A 20,615-nucleotide genomic window follows, 5' to 3' on the forward strand; every position below is an offset into this window, starting at 1 on the left:
TTGAATAAACAGGATTGTTATTAGTATAAGAGCAATTCACGGGCGCTTACCGTTATCCTGCCGGAGAGTATTATTTAGAATATTTATCTTTCAGAATGTTTTGAAAATTCAAAACTTCAGAATAACTTTGTACTATCAAACAGCAGCCTATGAACACGCTGGCTTATCTCATCTATTTTATCATCACCGGTTTTATTACCATCTGGGTGGGCCGGCGTTTTTTCCGCAACGGCAGGCTGTTTATCCTCGGTCTCCTGCGGCAGGACGAATCCCTGACGGACGCCATCAACCGCATCCTGCTCATCGGGTATTACCTGCTCAACCTCGGGTATGCCGCGCTCATGATCAGCACCTGGGAAACCATCACTACCTACACGGAACTACTGGAAAGCATCACCGAAATGACGGCCAGGATCATCCTCACGCTTTCGCTGATCCATTATTGCAACATGGCCGGCATTTACGTGATCAGTAAAAGGAAAAATACATTCACTCATTCATAAATGCAGTATTATGCAAACCACATTCAATTTCCTCGCCTATCTCATTTACCTCCCCGTTGTCATTGTGCTCACCTGGTATGTAGCGCATATCCTTTTTCGGAACAGCAAGGTGTTCATGCTGGACATTTTCGGTGGCAAAACCGATATAGCCGGGGCTACCAACCGGCTGTTCGAAACAGGGTTTTACCTGCTCAATCTCGGTTGTGCGTTTTATATCATGGAGATCAGTACAGACATCACAGAAACGCGTACCATGCTGGAGCTGCTGAGCACCAAGATCGGCGGCTTTTGTATATACCTCGGCATCATGCTTTTCCTGAACCTGTATCTCTTTTTCCGGGGAAGAAGGATCGCAAAACAGAAAAGCAGGCTGGCTGAAGCAGCTGCCCAACTGAGGCCACAGGCTTAAAAAAGAAGCCGGCCGCGGGTGTGCGCGGCCGGCTTTATCATTTCTTTAACAGTTTGCGGGACCCTGTTACGATGGTTTTCCCGCTTCTTCCGCCCGGCCCCTCCATTGGCCCCATTCTATCAAACCCCTTCCCCTGAAGGGTTACAAGCCTCCGGTACAACCATTCGCTGTAGCCGTTTTATCACGTAAAAGCCTACACGAACACCGTTCATCCCTGAAAATCAAGGAAACCTCCCCGCAGTGCGAGATTATCGTTATCTTTACATATTACCTATATTAACAAAAGTATATATACATTGTATTTTCACGAATTTGACTTTGACGACGATTTACTGGATGGTATAGATGCGATGGGTTATACAACCGCCACACCGGTCCAGGAGCAAGTAATCCCCATAATTTTATCCGGCAGGGACCTCATAGCCTCGGCGCAAACGGGCACCGGCAAAACTGCCGCTTTCCTGCTCCCCACCATTCAGAACCTCCTCACGCATACGCACGACGCGCACCAGATCAATTCCATGATCATCGTTCCCACCAGGGAGCTGGCCGTACAGATCGCACAGGCGCTGGAAGGCATGTCCTACTTCACCAATATCAGCTCCATAGCTGTTTATGGCGGTGGGGACGGCGCTTCTTTCGCCGCCGAGAAAAAGGCGCTCTCTTCCGGGGCGGACATTGTGATATGCACGCCCGGCCGCATGATAGCCCATCTGAACATGGGTTATGTAAAGCTGGAAGGCCTTAAATACCTCGTGCTGGACGAAGCGGACCGTATGCTGGACATGGGTTTCCATGATGACATAGAAAAGATCATCTCCTTCCTTCCCAAAGACCGCCAGACGCTCCTCTTTTCGGCCACCATGCCGGACAAGATGCGCAAGCTGGCCCTCAAGATCCTCAACAACCCGGAACAGGTGAACATCGCCATTTCCAAACCGCCTGAGAAGATCAAACAGGAAGCATTTGTGGTGCATGAGGACCAGAAAGTGCCGCTGGCCAAATACATCCTGACCAGCAGGCAGAAAGAAAGCGTGATCATTTTCTGTTCCCGCAAGCAGAACGTAAAGCAGCTCACCCATGTGTTGAAACGCGCCAGGTTCTCCGTGGACGAGATCCACTCTGACCTGGAGCAGGCCGAGCGCGAGCAGACGCTGCTGAACTTCAAGAATAAAAAACTGAACTGCCTGGTGGCTACGGACATCCTGAGCCGCGGTATCGATATCGAGGACATTGACCTGGTGATCAACTACGACGTGCCGAACGACGGGGAAGATTATATCCACCGCATCGGGCGTACCGCAAGGGCCGCCACGGACGGTACGGCCTACACCTTCATCAGCCCGAAAGAACAGGGCCGTTTTGCCCGCATCGAACAGCTGCTGGGCCATGCGGTAACCAAAGCGCCCGTGCCAGAAGAACTGGGCCCGGCACCGGAATACCAGCCGAAATTCCGCGGCGGCGGCGGTGGCAATGGCCACGGCGGTCACGGCGGCGGTGGTGGTAGAAAAGGGAAGCCGAAGAACGGGAGCAGCAGGAATTACAGACCGAATCCAAACAAACAGAATAAAAGGCCATAAGATCATCTCTTATGGTTTTTTTTATGCCCTAATGCCCGAATATGCGGTACAGGCCCCATACCAGCCAGAAGGTGAACAGGTAATAGATGAGCGGGATAATCAGTTCATAGCGCACCGCCTTCCACTTCGGGAAGTCAGGAAACAGCCCCCACATCACCAGCACAGTATATACAAAGGAAATCACAAACTGTATCAGCCCCGTGATATTGTAAGGCATGCCAAATGCCCGGGCCAGCGCATGCATAAAGATGAAAAAGAAAACCACCATCATGGACAATAGCTACCTTCGAAAGGGGTCTGGCAGTTCTTACAATGGGTCATATTAGAGAAATATACAGAATATTGGCAACGGAAAAAAAATTGGGCCCCGCTGTCCGGATTTATGAAGCGGATGGTACTATATTTAAAAAACAGACACACCATGAAAAAATTCCTGTTATTGATCCGGGAAGACCTGGAACGCGTGAAGAACATGACCGAAGCCGAACTGCAGGCGGATATTGTCAAGATGACCAGCTGGGCTGAGCAGCTGGCCGGCTCCGGCAACCTGTTGGGCGGCGAGCCGCTGGATGCGGACGTGCGGTATGTAAAAAAGGCGCACATCGCTACAGACGGGCCTTTTGCTGAATCCCGCGAGAGCGTGACCGGTTATATGCTGATACAGGCGGAGAGCCTGGACGAAGCCGCGGCGCTGGCTGCCGGCTGCCCTTCTGTAATTGACAACGAAATAGGGATAGAAGTAAGACCTTTGCTGGTACATGAGTGATCGTGACGTTATGCAATTGACCGGGCTCCTGCAAAAGCTCTACCGCGCACATTTCGGGAAAATGGTGAGCCACCTGCTGCTGCGCTACACCAGCCTGCAATTGTCAGACGCGGAAGACCTGGTGCAGGAAGCCTTTACCGCCGCCGCTGCCGCCTGGCCCAAAAACCTGCCGGACAAACCGGATGCATGGCTGTACGCCACCATCCGCAACCAGGCCTCCCGTTTCAGGGTACGCAGGCAGTTCCACGTACCCCTCGAACACCTGCCCGCCGATCCTGTAATGCCTGTAAACAGTGAGGACGGCGACCTTCATCTGCTCCGGCTTCTTTTTGCCTGCATGCACACCCGTTTTGCCGCAAAGGTGCAGCTGGTGACCGCGCTGCGTTATGTGTTCGGCCTCCAGGTGCAGCAGATCGCTGAGCTGCTGGGCTCGGAAGCGGATAGCATCTCCAAGATCATCTACCGCCAGCGGCAGCAGCTGAAAAGCGGCGACATTGCTTTCAGGAGCGGGTTTGTATGGTGGAGCGAAGGCAAGGTGGACCTTGCGTTGAAAGTACTCTACGTGGTGTTCACCGAAGGATGGAAAATAAGAGAGGAACGTTTGTGCGAGGATGCGCTGAGCCTCACCCGCGAAGTGATCCGCCGCGCAAGGGTGTCCGTGCCTGATGCAAAGGCCCTGTATGCCCTCATGCTGTTCCAGCTTTCACGCTGGGAAACGCGGATGAACGAAGCCGGGGAATTGCTGGAGCTGGAAAAACAACAAAGGAACCTCTGGAACCGCGATATGATCAGGGTGGCTACGGATTACCTGAAGCAGGCCAGCACCGTGCCCGCACCTTCCACCTACATCCTGGAGGCATCCATCGCTTACCTGCACGCCACCGCGCCGGGCTTTGCGGAAACGCCCTGGCAGCAGATAGCCAACTTGTATGAACAGTTAAACACGATGGCCCCCTCTCCTTTTGTGCAGCTGAACCAGGCTGTGGCGCTGCATTTCGCGGGGCAGTCCAGGAGGGCGCTGCATATGCTGGAAGAGCTGGAGCGGCAACCGTTTATGGAACATCATCACCTGCTGCATTGCAGCATGGCGAGAATATATGCGGACGGGGATAATAATCATCTCGCCCTGCGGCATTACCGCAAAGCATTGTGGGGCAAGCCTTCGCCGGAAGAAGAAACATTTATCCACGGGAAGATCAAAGCCTGCCTGCAGGCGCCGTGACGCCGCACCGGGTGTTTATGTATGCTCCGCTTCGGTTTTATCCTTGATGATGTCCAGCGCCAGGTCCCAGTGTTTTTCATTATTCTGGTAGGCCGTTTCCGAGGGGAAGTTGCTGTGTTTTACCGACAGGCGCGTACCCGTTTCTATCGGTTCCAGCTCCATACGCACCAGCGTATAATTCTCCGCCTGGTCCGGCACCCCGCTGAAGGAGCTGTAATAGGTATACTCAAATACCTTTTCATTTTCTAATACTTCTATCGTGCCTTTGTCTTCATAAGGTTTTCCTTCCCACTCCCCTGTAAACCGGATGAGGCTGCCCACTTTCCAGTCGCTGTGGGCATGGGTGCCAAAAAGGTATTCTTTCATACCTGCGGGTGTGGTGATGAATTTCCACACTTTATTGACCGGGGCGGCAATGTCAATGGTCTGATTCACAACAAAGTCCTGTAACATATTGTTTTGGTTTTATACCCTTACACTCCAACAAAAACCGCTCCTTTTTGCAACCACCTTGTAAAAATACTTTATGCCACACCCGGCGGTTTACCTACTTTTGTCATCATGAAAGCGCTCTGCTTCCTGTTAAGCATATGGATCATTTTCTGCTCAGCCTCGCCCTGCGCAGATGCCTACGCCCGCGGCTCCGCCGGGGACGCGGCAGTCGTTTTCCATGAGCACGGGGAAGAAGATCACCAGGACGTTGCCGATCTTTGTTCCCCCTTCTGCGCCTGTTATTGCTGCGCGGTGACCACCACCCTTCCCGCTTCCACCGCATTCTTTTCCCGGCCCCAGCCGCTGGCTGTGATCCCGGATAGTTATATCTGCCCGCCCGTGCACGACTTCACCGGCGTACCCTGGCAGCCTCCCCGATTTTCCTGATCATTATTAACGCGGACCAACCCTTTTTAACGTATAGGCCATACGCCGTATTCCCGTGCGTATGCGCCGTTAAACCCAGCTTTGAATAATGCTCAATAAGATTATCCGGTTTTCAATACAAAATAAATTGATCATCGGGCTGATGACCCTGGCATTGATCGCCTGGGGTGTGTATTCCCTCAGCCGTCTGCCGGTAGACGCTGTGCCTGACATTACGAACAACCAGGTGCAGGTGATCACACAAAGCCCGTCCCTGGCGCCCCAGGAAGTAGAGCGGCTCATCACCTTTCCCGTGGAGCAGACCATGGCGGTGATCCCCAAACTGAAAGAGATACGCTCTATCTCCCGCTTCGGCCTGTCCGTAGTCACCATCATCTTTCACGACGATGTGGACATTTACTGGGCCCGCCAGCAGGTGAACGAAAAACTGGGCGAAGCCCTCGCCCGCATCCCCGCCGGCATTGGCAATCCCGAGATCTCGCCGATATCCACCGGCCTGGGTGAAATATACCAGTATGTATTGCATCCGAAGCCCGGCTATGAATCGAAATACGATGCCATGGAGCTGCGCAGCATACAGGACTGGCTGGTACGCCAGCAGTTGCTGGGCACGCCCGGCGTGGCGGAGGTGAACAGTTTTGGCGGCAAACTCAAACAATACGAAATAGCGCTCGACCCGGACAAACTATCCAGCTACCGCATCGGCATCAACGATGTGTTCACCGCGCTGGAAAACAATAACCAGAACACCGGCGGCGCTTACATCGACAAAAAGCCCAACGCTTATTTTATCCGCAGCGAAGGCCTCATCGGCTCGCTGGAAGACATCGGCGCCATCGTCGTATCCCGTACCTCGCAGGGGTTCCCGGTACTGGTACGCGATATTGCGGAAGTACGTTACGGCGAAGCGATAAGGTATGGCGCGCTCACGCATGCGGACGGCAAAAAGTTCGGGGAAGCCGTAGGAGGCATCGTGATGATGCTCAAAAATGAAAACGCCAGCGTGGTGGTGAAAAGCGTGGAAAAAAGGATAGACCAGATCCGGAAGTCCCTGCCCGAAGGCGTGGAGCTGGAAGTGTACCTGAACCGCAGCGACCTGGTAGGCCGCGCGCTGGGCACCGTGAGTAAAAACCTCATCGAAGGAGCGCTGATCGTGATCTTTGTGCTGGTACTGTTCCTCGGCAACCTGCGCGCCGGGCTGATCGTAGCCTCCGTGATCCCGCTGGCCATGCTTTTTGCCATCAGCCTGATGAACGTATTCGGCGTATCGGGCAACCTGATGAGCCTCGGCGCAATCGACTTCGGGCTGATCGTGGACGGCGCGGTGATCATCGTGGAAGCCACCATGCATCACCTCGGGCTAAGCCCGCTGAAACGGCTCACGCGGCCGCAGATGGATGAAGAAGTATATACCTCAGCGAGTAAGATCAGGAATGCCGCGGCTTTCGGCGAGATCATCATTCTCATCGTATACCTGCCCATCCTGGCGCTGACAGGCATCGAAGGAAAAATGTTCAGGCCCATGGCGCAAACCGTGAGCTTCGCCATCCTTGGCGCGTTCATTCTTTCACTGACCTATGTGCCTATGATGAGCGCCTTATTCCTCAGCAGGAACGTGGAGCACAAAAGGAATTTCTCCGACAGGATGATGGACTGGTTTCAGCGGATGTACAGCCCGGTGATCAACAGCGCATTAAAACATAAAGTGATCGTGACCGTTATTGCCGTATTGCTTTTCGCGGCCAGCCTCATCACTTTCCTGCGCCTGGGCGGGGAGTTTATCCCCACGCTGGAAGAAGGAGACCTGGCCATTGAAATGCGGCTGAGCACCGGCCGCTCTTTATCAGAATCCATCGATAAGATCAATCTCGCTTCCAAACTGCTGATGAAAGAATACCCCGAGGTAAAAGAGGTGGTGGGTAGGATCGGCTCCGCTGAAATACCCACAGACCCCATGCCGATGGAAGCGGTGGACGTAATGGTGCTGATGAAGAACAAAAAAGAATGGACGTCCGCTTCCACCCGCGAAGAGATGGTGAATAAAATGCAGGAAACGCTGGAAACCATCCCCGGCGTCAGTTTTGGTTTCTCCCAGCCGATCCAGCTGCGTTTTAATGAACTGATATCAGGGGTAAGACAGGATGTGGGCGTGAAAATATTCGGCGAAGACCTGCAAACCCTTACCACGCTCAGCGAGCAGGTAGGCAGGATCGTGAGCGGCACGGAAGGCGCCAAAGACCTGTATCTCGAAAAGATCACCGGCCTGCCGCAGATCGTGGTGCGCCTGAACCGCGACCAGCTGGCCAAACACGGCCTCAGCATCGCCACTGCGAACCAGGCGCTGAACGCCGCATTTGCCGGGCAAAGCGCGGGACTGGTGTACGAAGGCGAAAAAAGATACGACCTGGTGGTACGGTTTAACCAGGCCAGCCGCGAAAATATCAGCGATGTAAAAAACATATTCGTCAGCACACCGGACGGCCACCAGGTGCCGCTGGACCAGCTGGCGGAGATCACCTATTCCCCCGGCCCCAACCAGATACAGCGCGAGGCCGCCAAACGCAGGATCATTACCGGCTTCAACGTGCGCGGCAGGGATATCGCCAGCGTGGTAGAAGAAGTGCAGGAAAAGATAGAACGGGACATCAAACTTCCGCCCGGTTATTTTATCACTTACGGCGGGCAGTTCGAGAACCTGCGGGAAGCGCAGCAACGTTTGTCCGTAGCCGTACCCATCGCGCTGGCGCTCATTTTCCTGCTGCTTTATTTCACCTTCCGCTCCGTCAAACATTCCCTGCTCATATTCACCGCCATCCCCATGGCGGCCATCGGCGGGGTGTTTGCCCTGGTGCTGAGAGGCATGCCTTTCAGCATATCGGCGGGCGTGGGTTTTATCGCGCTGTTTGGCGTGGCGGTGCTGAACGGGATCGTGCTCATCGCGGAGTTCAACCGGTTGAAGAACGACGGCATGACGGACCTCCGGCAGATCGTGCTGGAAGGCACCAGGCTCAGGCTGCGGCCCGTGCTCATGACGGCTTCCGTGGCCTCGCTGGGTTTCCTGCCCATGGCGCTTTCCGGAAGCGCGGGCGCCGAAGTGCAGAAGCCGCTGGCCACCGTCGTGATCGGCGGGCTGCTGACCTCCACCCTGTTAACCTTACTGGTGCTGCCGGTGTTTTATATCTACTTTGAAAAGATCAGGACAAAAACAGGAACTATGAACAAGTTAATGTTATTGCCGCTGCTGGTGTTGCCATTCACCGCGGGAGCACAGGAAAAACCGCTGAGCCTGCCCGAATGCATCAGCACGGCGGTACAGCAAAACCGCGGCATACAGGCCGCGCAGATGGACGTGAACGCAGGCAGGCACCTGCGCGCCGCCGCCCCGGAGATCGGGAAGGCGGACGTGACGCTGCAATACGGCCAGTACAACAGCTACGTTAAAAACGATAACAACATCAGCATCTCGCAGAAGATACCCTTCCCCACCCTCCTGGGCGCGCAAAGCAGCCTGGCCGGCGAAGGCATCAAAAGCAGTGAGCTGCAGCTGGCATCCGATAAAAACAATCTCGTGTTCCAGGTAAAAAGCACCTGGTATCAATTGCAATATTTGCTGGCGCTGCAACATCAGCTGGAAGCGCAGGACACGGTGTACGCCCGGTTCGTAAAAGCCGCGGGCGTAAAACTCCGCACCGGCGAAAGCAACCTGCTGGAGCAGACCGCCGCGCAGAACCAGCAGCAGCAGCTTCGTACAAAATTGCAGCAAACCAAAGCGGACATCCGGCTGTACCTCACCCGCCTGCAAACGCTGATGAACAGCGGCCCATCCGTGGCCGTACAGGAAGAGCCGCTGCGCGCGCTGGATATGACGGCCGCGGACTCCGCCGCCGTGGCGCAAAACCCCGGTCTGCTCTGGTACCACCAGCAAGCCGTGATAGCGGACAAACAGCAGAAAGTAGAAAAGAACCGCCTGCTGCCCGATATCACGCTCGGATTTTTCACGCAAACGCTCAACGGCACGCCATTGAATGCATCAGGCACACCGCTCGCCACTTCCGGCAACCGCTTCAACGGGCTGGAGGCCGGCCTTTCCATTCCATTGTGGTTCAAACCCCAGGCCGCGAAGATCAAAGCAGCCGGCCTGCACCGGCAGGCAGCGTCCTTCCGCTACGAGCAGCAGCAGAAGAACTACTCCGGCATGTACAACGAAAGCCTGCAGGAAACCCTCAAATACCAGGAATCCCTCCAGTACTACGAAACCTCCCTGCTGCCGCAGACGGACCTGATGATCAGTCATGCCGGCAAAGCATACAACAACGGGGAGATCGGCTACGTGGAATATCTCCAGAACCTGCGCACTTCCATGGACGTGCAGCAGACGCACCTGGAAACGATCAACAATTACAACCAGCGTATCCTGCACCTGCAATATCTCGCTGGCAACAAACCTGAATAAACATGCAAAAATTACTGATCATATTTTTCGCCGCCGCGCTTATATCCTGCGGCAATTCCTCCAAACCTTCCGGGAAAGACAGCACCGGGAAGGAAGAACATACGGACGGACACGGGCATGAAGAAGACATAGTGGAGATTACCGCAGCGCAGGCCCGCACCATCGGCCTGCAAACGGCGGAGGTGCAGAAACGCTCCCTCAGCGGCGCCATCAAGGTGAACGGTATGCTGGACGTACCCCCGCAGCAGATGCTCAGCATTTCCACGCCGTTTGGCGGCATCCTGCGCAATACCCAATTGCTCGAGGGGTACTGGGTGCGCAAAGGCCAGGTGATCGCGGAAATGGAGCATCCCGATTATATCCAGCTGCAACAGGATTACCTGGAAACAAAAGCCCAGTACGGCTTCCTGGAGCAGGAGCTGGAAAGGCAGCAGGAGCTTAGCAAAGAAAACGTGACCGCCCGGAAGACCCTTCAGAAAACAGAAGCGGACCACCGCACCCTGAAAGTGCGGATGGAAGGCCTGCGTCAAAAACTGATCCTGATGAACATCAGCATACCGAACCTGGAAAAAGGCACGATCATCCGGGCTATACCGGTGGTGGCGCCTATCAGCGGCTACGTCACGAAGGTGAACGCGAACATCGGGAAGTTTGTGAACGCGAACGAGCCCATGTTCGAGATCGTGGACACGGAGCACCTGCACGCGGAGCTTACCGTGTTTGAAAAAGACATTCCCCGCCTGAAGATCGGGCGTAAGGTACGGTTCGTACTCTCCAACGAAACAGAAGAGCGCACCGCTACCGTCCATCTCATTGGCCGGGAAATAGACGCGGACCGCACCATCCGAGTACATTGCCACCTGGACCGGGAAGACCGGGAAATGATGCCCGGCACTTACCTGAAGGCCTGGGTGGAAACCGGCGCCATGGAAGTGCCTTCCCTTCCCGATGAGGCCATTGTGATGGAAGGCGACAAATACTACGTGTTCATCGCGGAGGAAGAAGCCAATCATTTTAAAAGACAGGAAATCACCACCGGGGTGAGCGGCAACGGATATACGGAAGTGCGGCTGCCGGACGGCACGCCCGCCAATGCAAGGTTTGCCGTAAAAGGCGCCGGCGATCTGATGGCCGCGATGATGAACAGTGGCGAGGCCGGGCATGCTCATTGATACACTTTATTGCGGGCGAACAGGCGTTCGCCCGCAATAAATTTTTCTTTTGGGGTGCTACCCATTATTTTTGCTGGATGCAAAGCGTATTCCAGCATAACTCTGTCGTAATCACCGGCGCTTCTTCCGGCATAGGAAGAGCCCTTGCCGTTGCCTTCCTGCAGGCGGGCGCCAACGTTTCCGTTTGCGCGCGCAACCGGGAGGCCCTCGAGGCCCTGGTGGCGGAGACAGGCACCGATGCGCTGCATATCTTCCCGGCGGACGTAAGCCGCGAGGAGGAATGCAAAGCCTTCATAAACAGTGCGCTGAACCGCTTTGGCAAGATCGATATACTGGTGAACAATGCCGGGATCAGCATGCGCGCGCTTTTTAAGGATACCGGCCCCGATGTGCTCAAATCCCTGATGGACATCAATTTCTGGGGCACCGTCTATTGCACGAAATACGCCCTTCCTTCCATTACCGAAAACCAGGGCACCATCGTAGGCGTTTCTTCCATAGCGGGTTACCGCGGCCTGCCGGGCCGTACCGGGTATTCCGCTTCCAAGTTCGCCATGCAGGGTTTCCTGGAAGCTCTCCGCACCGAAAATCTCCATACAGGCGTCAACGTGATGTGGGTATGCCCCGGCTTCACCGCCTCCAATATCCGTAATACCGCGCTGGACAAATCCGGGCAATCACAAAAAGAAACCCCGCTGAAAGAAGACCAGCTCATGAGCGCCGAAGATGTGGCCCGCCACACGCTGCGCGCCATTATCCAGCGGAAACGCACGCTGATACTCACTACACAGGGCAGGCTCACCGTATTGCTCAGCAGGCTGGTGCCCGCCTGGGCGGACCGCCTGGTGTTCAACCATTTCAGGAAAGAGCCCGGCTCCCCCCTCGAAGCCTGAAAACTGGTCCTCATTTTGTTATACATCCTTTTTTTATCGCTCTTTTGAACGTTTGCACTGAATAATTGATTTTCTTTGCACAGGATTTTACAACACCCCTGTGTTTCATAAGCCACGGCTTTATTACATATGCCCATCATCACACTGACATCTGACATTGGTTTGCAGGATTACCTGACAGGCGCCATCAAAGGGCTGTTGCTGCAACACTGCGCGGATGCACAGGTAGTGGACATTTCCCATCACATTTCCCCCTTCAACCTGCCGCAGGCCACCTATATCTGCCGCAGCGCCTTCCGTTATTTCCCGGACGGCACTTATCACCTCGTGCTGAACAACCTGTTCGACCGCAAAACGGATTACCTCCTGCTGGGCCGTCACAACAACCAGTTTATCCTTTGCGCGGACAATGGCCTGCTCACCATGATCGCCGGGGAAATGCCCGCGGAAGTATACCGCATCCCGCTGGACCCCGGGGAAAACCGCAATACGCTGAATATGGTGGCCGTCATGGCCAAAGCGCTTTCCAGGCTCACCAAAGGCGCCTCCCTCGCGGATACCGGCACCCTCACCAGCGAGATCACCGTCAAAAACAACCTGCAGCCCCTCACCGGGGAAGATTATATCGAAGGACAGATCCTTCACATCGATAATTTTGAGAACGTAGTGGTGAACATCACCCGCGAACAGTTTGAGGAACAGCGCAAAAGCCGCAAATTTGCCATTATGTTCCGCCGGGATGAAATGATCACCCAGATCAGCGAAACGTATGCGGACGTACCCGAAGGGCAGAAACTGGCCCTTTTTAACTCCGCCGGGTACCTGGAGATAGCTGTGAACAAAGGAAACGCCGCCGGCCTCTTCGGCCTGCAGGGCTTCAAAAGGGACCAGTTGCAACAGGGCACCTACCAGCAGCTTTCTTTCTATCAAACCGTCAGAATCCTGTTCGAATAATGATCCGTATCGTGAAACTAACCATGGACCCCGCGCGGTCCGCCGAATTTGAAGCCCTTTTTGCCACCAGGCAGGAAGCCATCCGCCATTACCCCGGCTGCAGCCACCTGGAACTATGGAAAGACCGCAGCCACATCGGCGTGTATTTCACCTACAGCATCTGGGACGGGCAGGATTCCCTGGACGATTACCGCCACTCTCCCCTGTTTGCGGACGTATGGGCCGCCATCAAAGGCTGGTTCACCGGCAAACCCGAAGCCTGGAGCCTGGATGACCGGACGCCCCACCTGCCGTAAATGCGCAGTTCAAAAGTTAAAATATTTGTAAATATTTATAAAAAGTTAAAACTGTTGCACACATTAGCTTAATTGGTTACTTTTTCTATTTTTGTCGGAATTATCTAAAACAACCTTATGAAGTTTAACCGGATGAATAACATTACGGGCTGGATTGTGTGTATTGTAGCCTGTACTGTTTATTTAATGACCATGGAAGCCACGGGAAGCCTGTGGGATTGCGGGGAGTTTATCTCCGCGGCCTATAAAGTACAGGTGCCCCACCCCCCCGGAGCCCCCCTCTTCGTGTTGCTGGGCCGCATCTTTACCCTGCCTTTCAGCCCCTCCGAAGCATCCCTGGGCATCAATATCATGAGCGCCCTGGCCAGCGGTTTCACTATCCTGTTCTTATTCTGGACAATTACCCACTTCGCCCGCCGCATTTATAGCAAAAACGGCGAAGAGCCCACCCAAAAACAGATACATGTTGTAATGGGCGCCGGCGTTGTTGGCGCGCTTGCTTATACTTTCTCCGATTCTTTCTGGTTCTCCGCTGTGGAAGGCGAGGTGTACGCCATGTCGTCCCTCTTTACTGCCCTCGTATTCTGGGCAATGCTGAAGTGGGAACACGAAGCGGATACCAAATACGGCGACCGCTGGATCATTTTCATCGCTTACATGATGGGCCTCTCCATCGGCGTCCATCTGCTGAACCTGCTCACCATCCCCGCGATGGTGCTTATCTATTACTTCAAACGCGGTAAAAACGTGACCGGCAAAAGCGCCTTCTGGGTGTTTATCCTCGGCTGCGTGATCACCGGGCTGGTACAGAAGTTCATCATCCAGGACACCATCAAGGTATCCGGCATGATGGACGTGTTCTTCGTGAACAGCCTCGGCCTGCCTTTCTTCAGCGGCTTCACTTTCTACTTCCTGGCCATCATCGGCCTGCTGATATACGGATACTTCAAACCCGGCAAGATCGGTCTTTACGCGCCGCTCATTATCGTGGCTTCGCTGATCATCTTCCCCGCCTTTGCGGACGGCGACAGCGGCGGCATGCGCGTGCTGCGTTTTGTACTCGGCGCCGGCGTGCTGTTCATCCCCTACTTCCTGAAACTATTCGGCGTAGAACTGGCGGGCGCAGGCATGAAACGTGCGGTGCAGCTGATCAACTCCTGTATCTTTTTCCTGCTGATGGGTTATTCCACCTACGTGACCACCATGATCCGTTCCTCCGCGAACCCCACCGTGGATATGTACAATGTGGACAACCCGGTATCACTCGTAGGTTACCTCGGCCGTGAACAATACGGCGACTTCCCGCTCATTTACGGCCAGGTGTTCACCGCCCGCCCGGAGCGTTATGAAGAAAAAGGCAACATCTACGCCCGCGGCAACAAAGAATATATCGTGGTAGGCAAAAAACAGGTGCCTGTTTATGCCCCGAAAGACATGATGCTGTTCCCCCGCGTGTGGGACGCCAGCAACGACCAGGGCCACGCGGATTATTATAAAGCCCGCCTGGGCCTGAGGGACGGCGAAGCGCCCACCTTTGGCGACAATATCCGTTTCTTCGTCGATTACCAGGTATGGTACATGTACATCCGTTATTTCGGCTGGAACTTCTGGGGCCGTCAGAACGATACCCAGGGCTTCGGAAACCCCAGGGACGGCAACACCATTTCCGGTATTCCCTTCATCGACAATCTCTTTTACGGCGACCAGAGCATGATGCCGGACAGCCTGAAGAACAACAAGGCGCACAACACCTTCTTCTTCCTGCCGTTTATCCTCGGCCTCTTTGGTTTCTTCTTCCATTACAACCGCCACAAAAAAGACGCCCTCATCGTAGGCCTGCTGTTTTTCTTTACCGGTTTTGCCATCGTATTATACCTCAACCAGGCCGGCAACCAGCCGCGTGAACGTGACTACGCTTATGTAGGCTCCTTCTACGCCTTCGCTATCTGGATCGGCCTCGGCGCACTCAGCCTGTTTGAATTTTTCAAGAAACGCGCTCCCAAACTTCCCAAACCGGGCGTGATAGCCGTGGCGCTGGCCCTGCTGGGCGGCCCCGTACTGATGGCGCAGCAAGGCTGGGATGACCACGACCGTTCCAAAAAGGTACTGGCAAGGGACGTGGCCCGCGACTACCTGGAATCCTGCGCGCCGAACGCCATCCTGTTCACCGTGGGTGACAACGATACTTACCCGCTCTGGTACGCCCAGGAAGTGGAAGGCATCCGCCCGGACATCAGGGTGATCAACCTCAGCCTGCTGGGTGTGGACTGGTATATCGAACAGCAGACCAAAGCCACCAACCAGAGCCCGGCCGTTGCCATGACGCTGAGCGCGGACAAATACCGCGGCGAGAACCGCAACTACGTGATGCACTACGACAATGGTAAAGTGCCGCAGGACCGCTTCTACAACCTGAAAGAAGTGATCAACTTCCTCGGTGAAGACAACCCGGCCGCCAAAGTACAGCTGCAGAACGGCGAAATGGTGAACTACCTGCCTTCCAAACGCCTCTTTATACCGGTAGACGCCGCTGAAGCGGTGAAAACCGGCACGGTGGACATCCGGGACAGCGGCCGCATTGCGCTCCAGGTAGCGTTTGAGATCAACAAAGACGTGATCTACAAAAACGACCTGGCGGTATATGACATCATCGCCACCAATGCGTTCAAACGCCCGATATACTTTACCGGACCGGTGGACCTCGGCTTCAACGAATTCCTTTCCATGGAAGGCCTCACCTACCGCCTGGTGCCTACCCGCAGGCTGCCTTCAGACGAAATGCTGCCCGGCCTGAACGACCAGGTGAACACCCGCCGCATGTATGAGAACCTGATGAACAAGTTCGTATACGGCAGCGTGAACATCGAAGGCGTGTACTTCGACGAGCCTAACCGCCGCATGCTGCAGACCGTGCGCAACGCTTACACCAAAGCGAGCGTGGCGCTGGTAAAAGAAGGCGACAAAGAAAAGGCGCTGAAACTGCTCCACCGCCAGGATTCCGTATTCCTGCCCGGCAATATGCCTTACGCCATGACCTCTCCGGGCAATATGCACAACCTCTGGAGCATGGAACTGGTATATGCCTATTACATCGCGGGCGATTCCAAAAAAGCGAACGAGATCTCCGACCAGATCACCAAAGACCTGGAGCAGCAGATGCGTTATTACCGCGCCCTGCCTGCGAACAAGTTCACCAACGATCTGCAGGACGATGCACAACGCGCGGAACGTTTCTCCATGATGCTGAAACAGTGGAAAACAGACCTTGGCGGTGATTCCAGCCGCCGCGGCGAAGTAGGCAACGGTCAGTTCAACAACATACCGCCTCCGCCTCCCCCGGCAGACAGCAACAAAAAACCATAAGCTTCAGGCTTACAGTATATAAAAAGCTCCCGGTCATTCCGGGAGCTTTTTTTGATCAAATCCTTTCCTGGCGCGGAAATTGCGTTATTAAAGTATCTCTCACACATTTCCCCCACCATGGTAATCTCCGGTTCAAAACGAGGAAATATCCCTTTCTAAGTCCAAGGTAAGTCCAAGGTAAGTCCAGGGTAAGTCCGGGTATACTCCTATGACCACCCTATGATACTTCCCTTATGCTTCCCTCATACTTCCCTCATACCGGCCTGATATGGCCTCTAATCCCATGATCCTCTACCTGTATTCACCGCTCTCCCCTCTCCTTATTTTCCCGGCAGATGGCAGCATATGCACGAGGATATAAACAATGAAGGGTATAGTAAGCCTGTCATGGATTTTGAAGCAAACCTGATCCAATTATGAAGTAACACTGATACTCCATAAAAAAAACGCCGGAAGTTTCCTCCCGGCGTTTTTTACCATGTTAAGTTTCTTATAACTTTTCGATCATCGCCCGCACGTTTTTCACGCTTTCGGTGATTTCAGGCACGCTGTTGAGCCAGTTGTGCTCGTACTCAGCGGAGATCATGCCCTGGAATTTCTGGGCTTTCATTTCCTTCAGCACCCCTTCCACGTTGCTGACGCCGGTACCCCAGATCACGTCGTGCGCCCTGGGGCTCTTTTCGTTCAGGTCTTTGAAGTGCATGCTGTAAATACGGCCGTCCAGCATTTTCATACACTCCACAGGATCGAGGCCGGAACGCACCCAGTGGCCGATGTCCGCGCAGGCGCCCAGGTACTTGCTACGGCCTTTGATAGCCGCAAGAACGCTGTCAGGGTGCCAGTAATGGCTCGGTTTCGGGTGGTCGTGGATGGCCACCTTGATCTTGTACTCGTCCGCCAGGCGGGACACGATGTCCAGGTCCTGCACGCGCGGCTCTGACGTAATGATCTTGATACCCATGGCTTTGGCGAACTCAAACAGCTGTTTCCAATCCTCTTCCGAGCGGCCGCTCACCACGCCAAAGGCTACGAGGGTCTTTTTCTTGGATTTCAGCAGGTCCAGCACCTGTTTTTGTTTGGCGGCATCCATTTTGAAGTCCATAGTGCCTTCAATTCCACCCCCGATCTTTTGCCCCGGGTAGCATTCCACATACTGCAAGCCGCATGAATCCAGCTTGTCCAGCGCTTCCGCCAGGGTAAAACGATTGAATGAATAGGCCTGTGCGCCCAGCTTCCAGCCGAGTTTTACTTCCTTTTGCTGCGCCGTGGCAGGCATTGCGTACACCAACGCAGCCATGCCCAGTGACAGCAGGCCTTTCCGTAATGTTCTCATAGACGTGATATTTTAAGATTTGCTTTAGAATGTATTTCTGACACGAAAAATAACAGCCTTTTCCGGATTTTGCAACACAGTCGTGACAAACGGTGCTGTATTTACTTTTTACGTAATTTCGAAGAAGATATGAAAGGCTTTATTTTCTCCAGGTATGATCCTTCCGAAAACAGTCAGTCGCCGTTTGACAAGTTACTGGACATTTTCACACAATTGCTCACATATACCAGCGGTGATGTGGCGGAAGCGCTGCAGTGGCTTACCGAGCTGGACAAAGAGTACCAGCTTAGCAACAACGAATATGGCATCGGGGATTTTATACAGGACCTGAAAGACAAGGGATACATCCGTGAAAACGAGGAAAAGGGCAGCTTCGCCATTACTTCCAAAACGGAACAATCCATCCGCAAACGCGCGCTGGAAGAGATCTTCGGCAAACTCAAAAAATCCGGCGTGGGCGACCACAACATCCGAAAATCCGGGCAGGGAGACGAACTGAACGCTGAAACGCGGCCGTACGCATTTGGGGACGCGCTGGAGCAGATCGATATGACCGCTTCCATCCGCAACGCCCAGATCAACCACGGCATCGATTCGTTCAGCATGCAGCAGGATGACCTGGAAATCCGGGAAACGGATTATAAAACACAGACCTCCACCGCCCTGATGATAGACATCTCGCATTCCATGATCCTCTACGGGGAAGACCGCATCACGCCCGCCAAAAAAGTGGCCATGGCGCTCAGCGAGCTCATCACCACCCGTTACCCCAAGGATACGCTGGATATCATCGTGTTCGGCAACGATGCCTGGCAGATCGAGATCAAAGACCTGCCCTATCTCCAGGTGGGACCTTTCCACACCAATACGGTGGCGGGGCTGGAACTGGCGATGGACCTCCTCCGGAGACGCCGCAACCCGAACAAACAGATCTTTATGATCACGGACGGCAAACCCACCTGCCTCAAACAGGGCAAACAATATTACAAGAACAGCTTCGGGCTGGACAGGAAGATACTCAGCCGTACGCTGAACCTGGCCGCGCAATGCAAAAAGCTGAAAATACCCATCACCACTTTTATGGTTGCGACAGACCCATGGCTGCAGCAATTTGTCAACGAATTCACAGAAACCAATAACGGTAAAGCATTTTTTTCAGGCACGGATAATCTGGGACAATTCCTGTTCCATGATTTTGAAAGCGGAAAAAGGAAAAAGTTATAAGTAATGGAAAAGATCAGGACGCTCGGCGAACTTAAGAAAAGCGGTTATGTACACAGGTCTGTAAAGGAAGAGCTCCGGCAGAACCTTATTGCCAAACTGAAAAAGAAAGAAACCACCTTCCCCGGTATTATCGGCTACGACGATACCGTGATCCCGGATACGGAGAGGGCGCTGCTCTCCCGTCATAATATCCTCTTCCTGGGCCTCCGCGGCCAGGCCAAAACGCGGATGGCCCGGCAGATGACCGATCTGCTGGATGAATTTATCCCCATCGTGGCGGGCTCCGAAGTGAATGACAATCCTTTTGCGCCGCTCAGCCGCTACGGGCGTGACCTGGTGGAGCAGATGGGAGATGAAACACCTATTGAATGGATCAACCGCGAAGCGCGGTACGGCGAAAAACTCGCCACACCCGATGTGTCCGTGGCAGACCTGATCGGCGACGTGGACCCGATCAAAGCGGCAAATGAAAAACTGAGTTATGCGGACGAAAGGGTGATCCACTTCGGCATCATCCCACGATCCAACCGCGGCATATTCGTGATCAACGAGCTGCCTGACCTCCAGGCGCGCATCCAGGTGGCGCTGTTTAATATTTTGCAGGAAGGAGACATACAAATACGCGGGTTTAAAGTGAGGATGCCGCTGGATATGCTGTTCGTATTCACCGCAAACCCCGAAGACTACACCAACCGCGGCGCGATCGTAACACCGCTGAAGGACCGTATAGAAAGCCAGATCATCACCCACTATCCCAAGACGCTGGAAAACTCCCTGCTCATCACCGAACAGGAAGCCGCCATCCACGCGGAGCAGCAGGATGCGGTGAAAATGCCCGATATCGTTAAACGGATCATCGAGCAGGTGGCTTTTGAAGCCAGGACCAGCGAATACGTGGACAAAAAGAGCGGCGTATCCGCCCGTCTCACCATCGCCGCGTTCGAGAACGCCGTGAGCGCCGCGGAGCGCAGGGCTATCCTCAACAAGGAGAAGAGCACCTTTGTACGCATCAACGACTTGCAGGGCATTATTCCCGGCATTACGGGCAAAATAGAGCTGGTATACGAAGGCGAGCAGGAAGGGCCGCTGCAGGTAGCGGTGAACCTGCTGGAAAAAAGCCTCCGCACCCTCTTCGCACAATATTTCCCGAACCCGGATACCTTCAAAAAACGCAAGGTGGGCGCGGCGGACACCAATCCCTACCGCCCCGTGATCCAGTGGTTCGACGCGGGCAATTCCCTCCAGCTTTTGCAGGACACGACGGACAAACAATACGAAGCCGCGCTCACCAAAGTGACCGGCCTGCCTGAGCTGGTAAAGCAGCTTTTCCCCAAAGGGAACAAACAGGAGCAGCTGCTGATGATGGAAATGGTGCTGCACGGGCTTTCCGCCTACAGCCTGCTCAGCAAAAAGACGCTGGAAAAAGAAACCCGTTTTTCAGACCTGCTGGGCACCATGATGAATTTCACTTCCAGCCCGGACCCGGAGGAGGAAGATGAACTGTAAACATTGATAAACAAGGACTTTATCATAAAAGGGAGCGGGCCGTCCGCTCCCTTTCCGTTTTT

The 20,615-nt window shown here is 54.2% G+C and carries 17 protein-coding genes; 14 read left to right on the forward strand and 3 right to left on the reverse strand.

Features of this window, described 5'->3' with window-relative positions; translation table 11 throughout:
- Positions 1-149: 149 nt before the first annotated feature.
- The 3 genes from EG028_RS06775 (at position 150) to EG028_RS06785 (ending at position 2,492) form a co-directional block, all read left to right on the forward strand.
- Positions 150-503, forward strand: coding sequence for a hypothetical protein (locus tag EG028_RS06775; RefSeq protein WP_120514818.1), 354 nt, complete (start codon positions 150-152; stop codon positions 501-503).
- A 10-nt stretch (positions 504-513) separates the two neighbouring features.
- A complete protein-coding gene (locus EG028_RS06780) occupies positions 514-912 on the forward strand; it encodes a hypothetical protein (protein WP_120514819.1) in 399 nt (132 codons plus the stop codon).
- A gap of 296 nt (positions 913-1,208) precedes the next feature.
- On the forward strand, positions 1,209-2,492 hold the full coding sequence (locus EG028_RS06785) for a DEAD/DEAH box helicase (RefSeq protein WP_120514820.1): 1,284 nt from the start codon (positions 1,209-1,211) through the stop codon (positions 2,490-2,492).
- A 28-nt stretch (positions 2,493-2,520) separates the two neighbouring features.
- Here the strand turns inward: EG028_RS06785 and EG028_RS06790 are convergent, their stop codons facing one another.
- On the reverse strand, positions 2,521-2,763 hold the full coding sequence (locus EG028_RS06790) for a hypothetical protein (protein ID WP_120514821.1): 243 nt from the start codon (positions 2,761-2,763) through the stop codon (positions 2,521-2,523).
- Between the two features lie 150 nt (positions 2,764-2,913).
- Between EG028_RS06790 and EG028_RS06795 the strand changes: the two genes are divergently transcribed.
- Positions 2,914-3,258 carry a YciI family protein gene (locus tag EG028_RS06795; protein WP_162946238.1) on the forward strand — a complete coding sequence of 115 codons (345 nt, stop codon included), beginning with the start codon at positions 2,914-2,916 and terminating at the stop codon, positions 3,256-3,258.
- Positions 3,251-4,480: an RNA polymerase sigma factor gene (locus EG028_RS06800; protein ID WP_120514823.1), complete on the forward strand. Its 1,230-nt coding sequence runs from the start codon at positions 3,251-3,253 to the stop codon at positions 4,478-4,480. Before EG028_RS06795 ends, EG028_RS06800 begins: the two co-directional genes overlap by 8 nt.
- 15 nt (positions 4,481-4,495) lie before the next feature.
- On the opposite strand, the gene EG028_RS06805 is transcribed toward EG028_RS06800, so the two are convergent.
- Positions 4,496-4,933, reverse strand: a complete 438-nt coding sequence (locus tag EG028_RS06805) for an SRPBCC family protein (RefSeq protein ID WP_120514824.1) — start codon at positions 4,931-4,933, stop codon at positions 4,496-4,498.
- A gap of 108 nt (positions 4,934-5,041) precedes the next feature.
- Here EG028_RS06805 and EG028_RS06810 point away from each other — a divergent pair, with 108 nt between their 5' ends.
- The 7 genes from EG028_RS06810 to EG028_RS06840 all read left to right on the forward strand — a co-directional run bounded on the left by EG028_RS06810 (position 5,042) and on the right by EG028_RS06840 (position 16,490).
- Complete coding sequence (locus EG028_RS06810) at positions 5,042-5,359, forward strand: DUF6660 family protein (protein WP_120514825.1); 318 nt, start codon at positions 5,042-5,044, stop codon at positions 5,357-5,359.
- 88 nt (positions 5,360-5,447) lie between these two features.
- The gene (locus EG028_RS06815; RefSeq protein ID WP_120514826.1) at positions 5,448-9,812 is read left to right on the forward strand and encodes a CusA/CzcA family heavy metal efflux RND transporter; all 4,365 of its coding nucleotides are present in this window, start codon (positions 5,448-5,450) and stop codon (positions 9,810-9,812) included.
- Positions 9,813-9,814: 2 nt separating this feature from the next.
- Positions 9,815-10,984 (forward strand): efflux RND transporter periplasmic adaptor subunit, encoded by a 1,170-nt coding sequence (locus tag EG028_RS06820; protein WP_120514827.1) that lies wholly within the window; start codon positions 9,815-9,817, stop codon positions 10,982-10,984.
- Between the two features lie 77 nt (positions 10,985-11,061).
- Complete coding sequence (locus EG028_RS06825; RefSeq protein ID WP_120514828.1) at positions 11,062-11,877, forward strand: SDR family oxidoreductase; 816 nt, start codon at positions 11,062-11,064, stop codon at positions 11,875-11,877.
- 129 nt (positions 11,878-12,006) lie between these two features.
- Positions 12,007-12,831, forward strand: a complete 825-nt coding sequence (locus tag EG028_RS06830) for an SAM hydrolase/SAM-dependent halogenase family protein (RefSeq protein ID WP_120514829.1) — start codon at positions 12,007-12,009, stop codon at positions 12,829-12,831.
- Positions 12,831-13,127: a putative quinol monooxygenase gene (locus EG028_RS06835; protein WP_120514830.1), complete on the forward strand. Its 297-nt coding sequence runs from the start codon at positions 12,831-12,833 to the stop codon at positions 13,125-13,127. The genes EG028_RS06830 and EG028_RS06835 overlap by 1 nt, the downstream gene beginning before the upstream one ends.
- Positions 13,128-13,244: 117 nt before the next feature.
- Positions 13,245-16,490, forward strand: a complete 3,246-nt coding sequence (locus EG028_RS06840) for a DUF2723 domain-containing protein (RefSeq protein ID WP_120514831.1) — start codon at positions 13,245-13,247, stop codon at positions 16,488-16,490.
- Between the two features lie 490 nt (positions 16,491-16,980).
- Here EG028_RS06840 and EG028_RS06845 read toward each other — a convergent pair whose 3' ends face one another.
- The gene (locus EG028_RS06845; protein ID WP_120514832.1) at positions 16,981-17,823 is read right to left on the reverse strand and encodes a sugar phosphate isomerase/epimerase family protein; all 843 of its coding nucleotides are present in this window, start codon (positions 17,821-17,823) and stop codon (positions 16,981-16,983) included.
- Positions 17,824-17,952: 129 nt separating this feature from the next.
- Here EG028_RS06845 and EG028_RS06850 point away from each other — a divergent pair, with 129 nt between their 5' ends.
- Both EG028_RS06850 and EG028_RS06855 read left to right on the forward strand, forming a co-directional pair.
- The gene (locus EG028_RS06850) at positions 17,953-19,047 is read left to right on the forward strand and encodes a vWA domain-containing protein (protein WP_120514833.1); all 1,095 of its coding nucleotides are present in this window, start codon (positions 17,953-17,955) and stop codon (positions 19,045-19,047) included.
- Between the two features lie 3 nt (positions 19,048-19,050).
- The gene (locus EG028_RS06855; protein ID WP_120514834.1) at positions 19,051-20,553 is read left to right on the forward strand and encodes a sigma 54-interacting transcriptional regulator; all 1,503 of its coding nucleotides are present in this window, start codon (positions 19,051-19,053) and stop codon (positions 20,551-20,553) included.
- Positions 20,554-20,615: the final 62 nt, after the last annotated feature.

Source organism: Chitinophaga barathri (assembly GCF_003807585.1).
In the GTDB taxonomy this organism is placed as follows: domain Bacteria; phylum Bacteroidota; class Bacteroidia; order Chitinophagales; family Chitinophagaceae; genus Chitinophaga; species Chitinophaga barathri.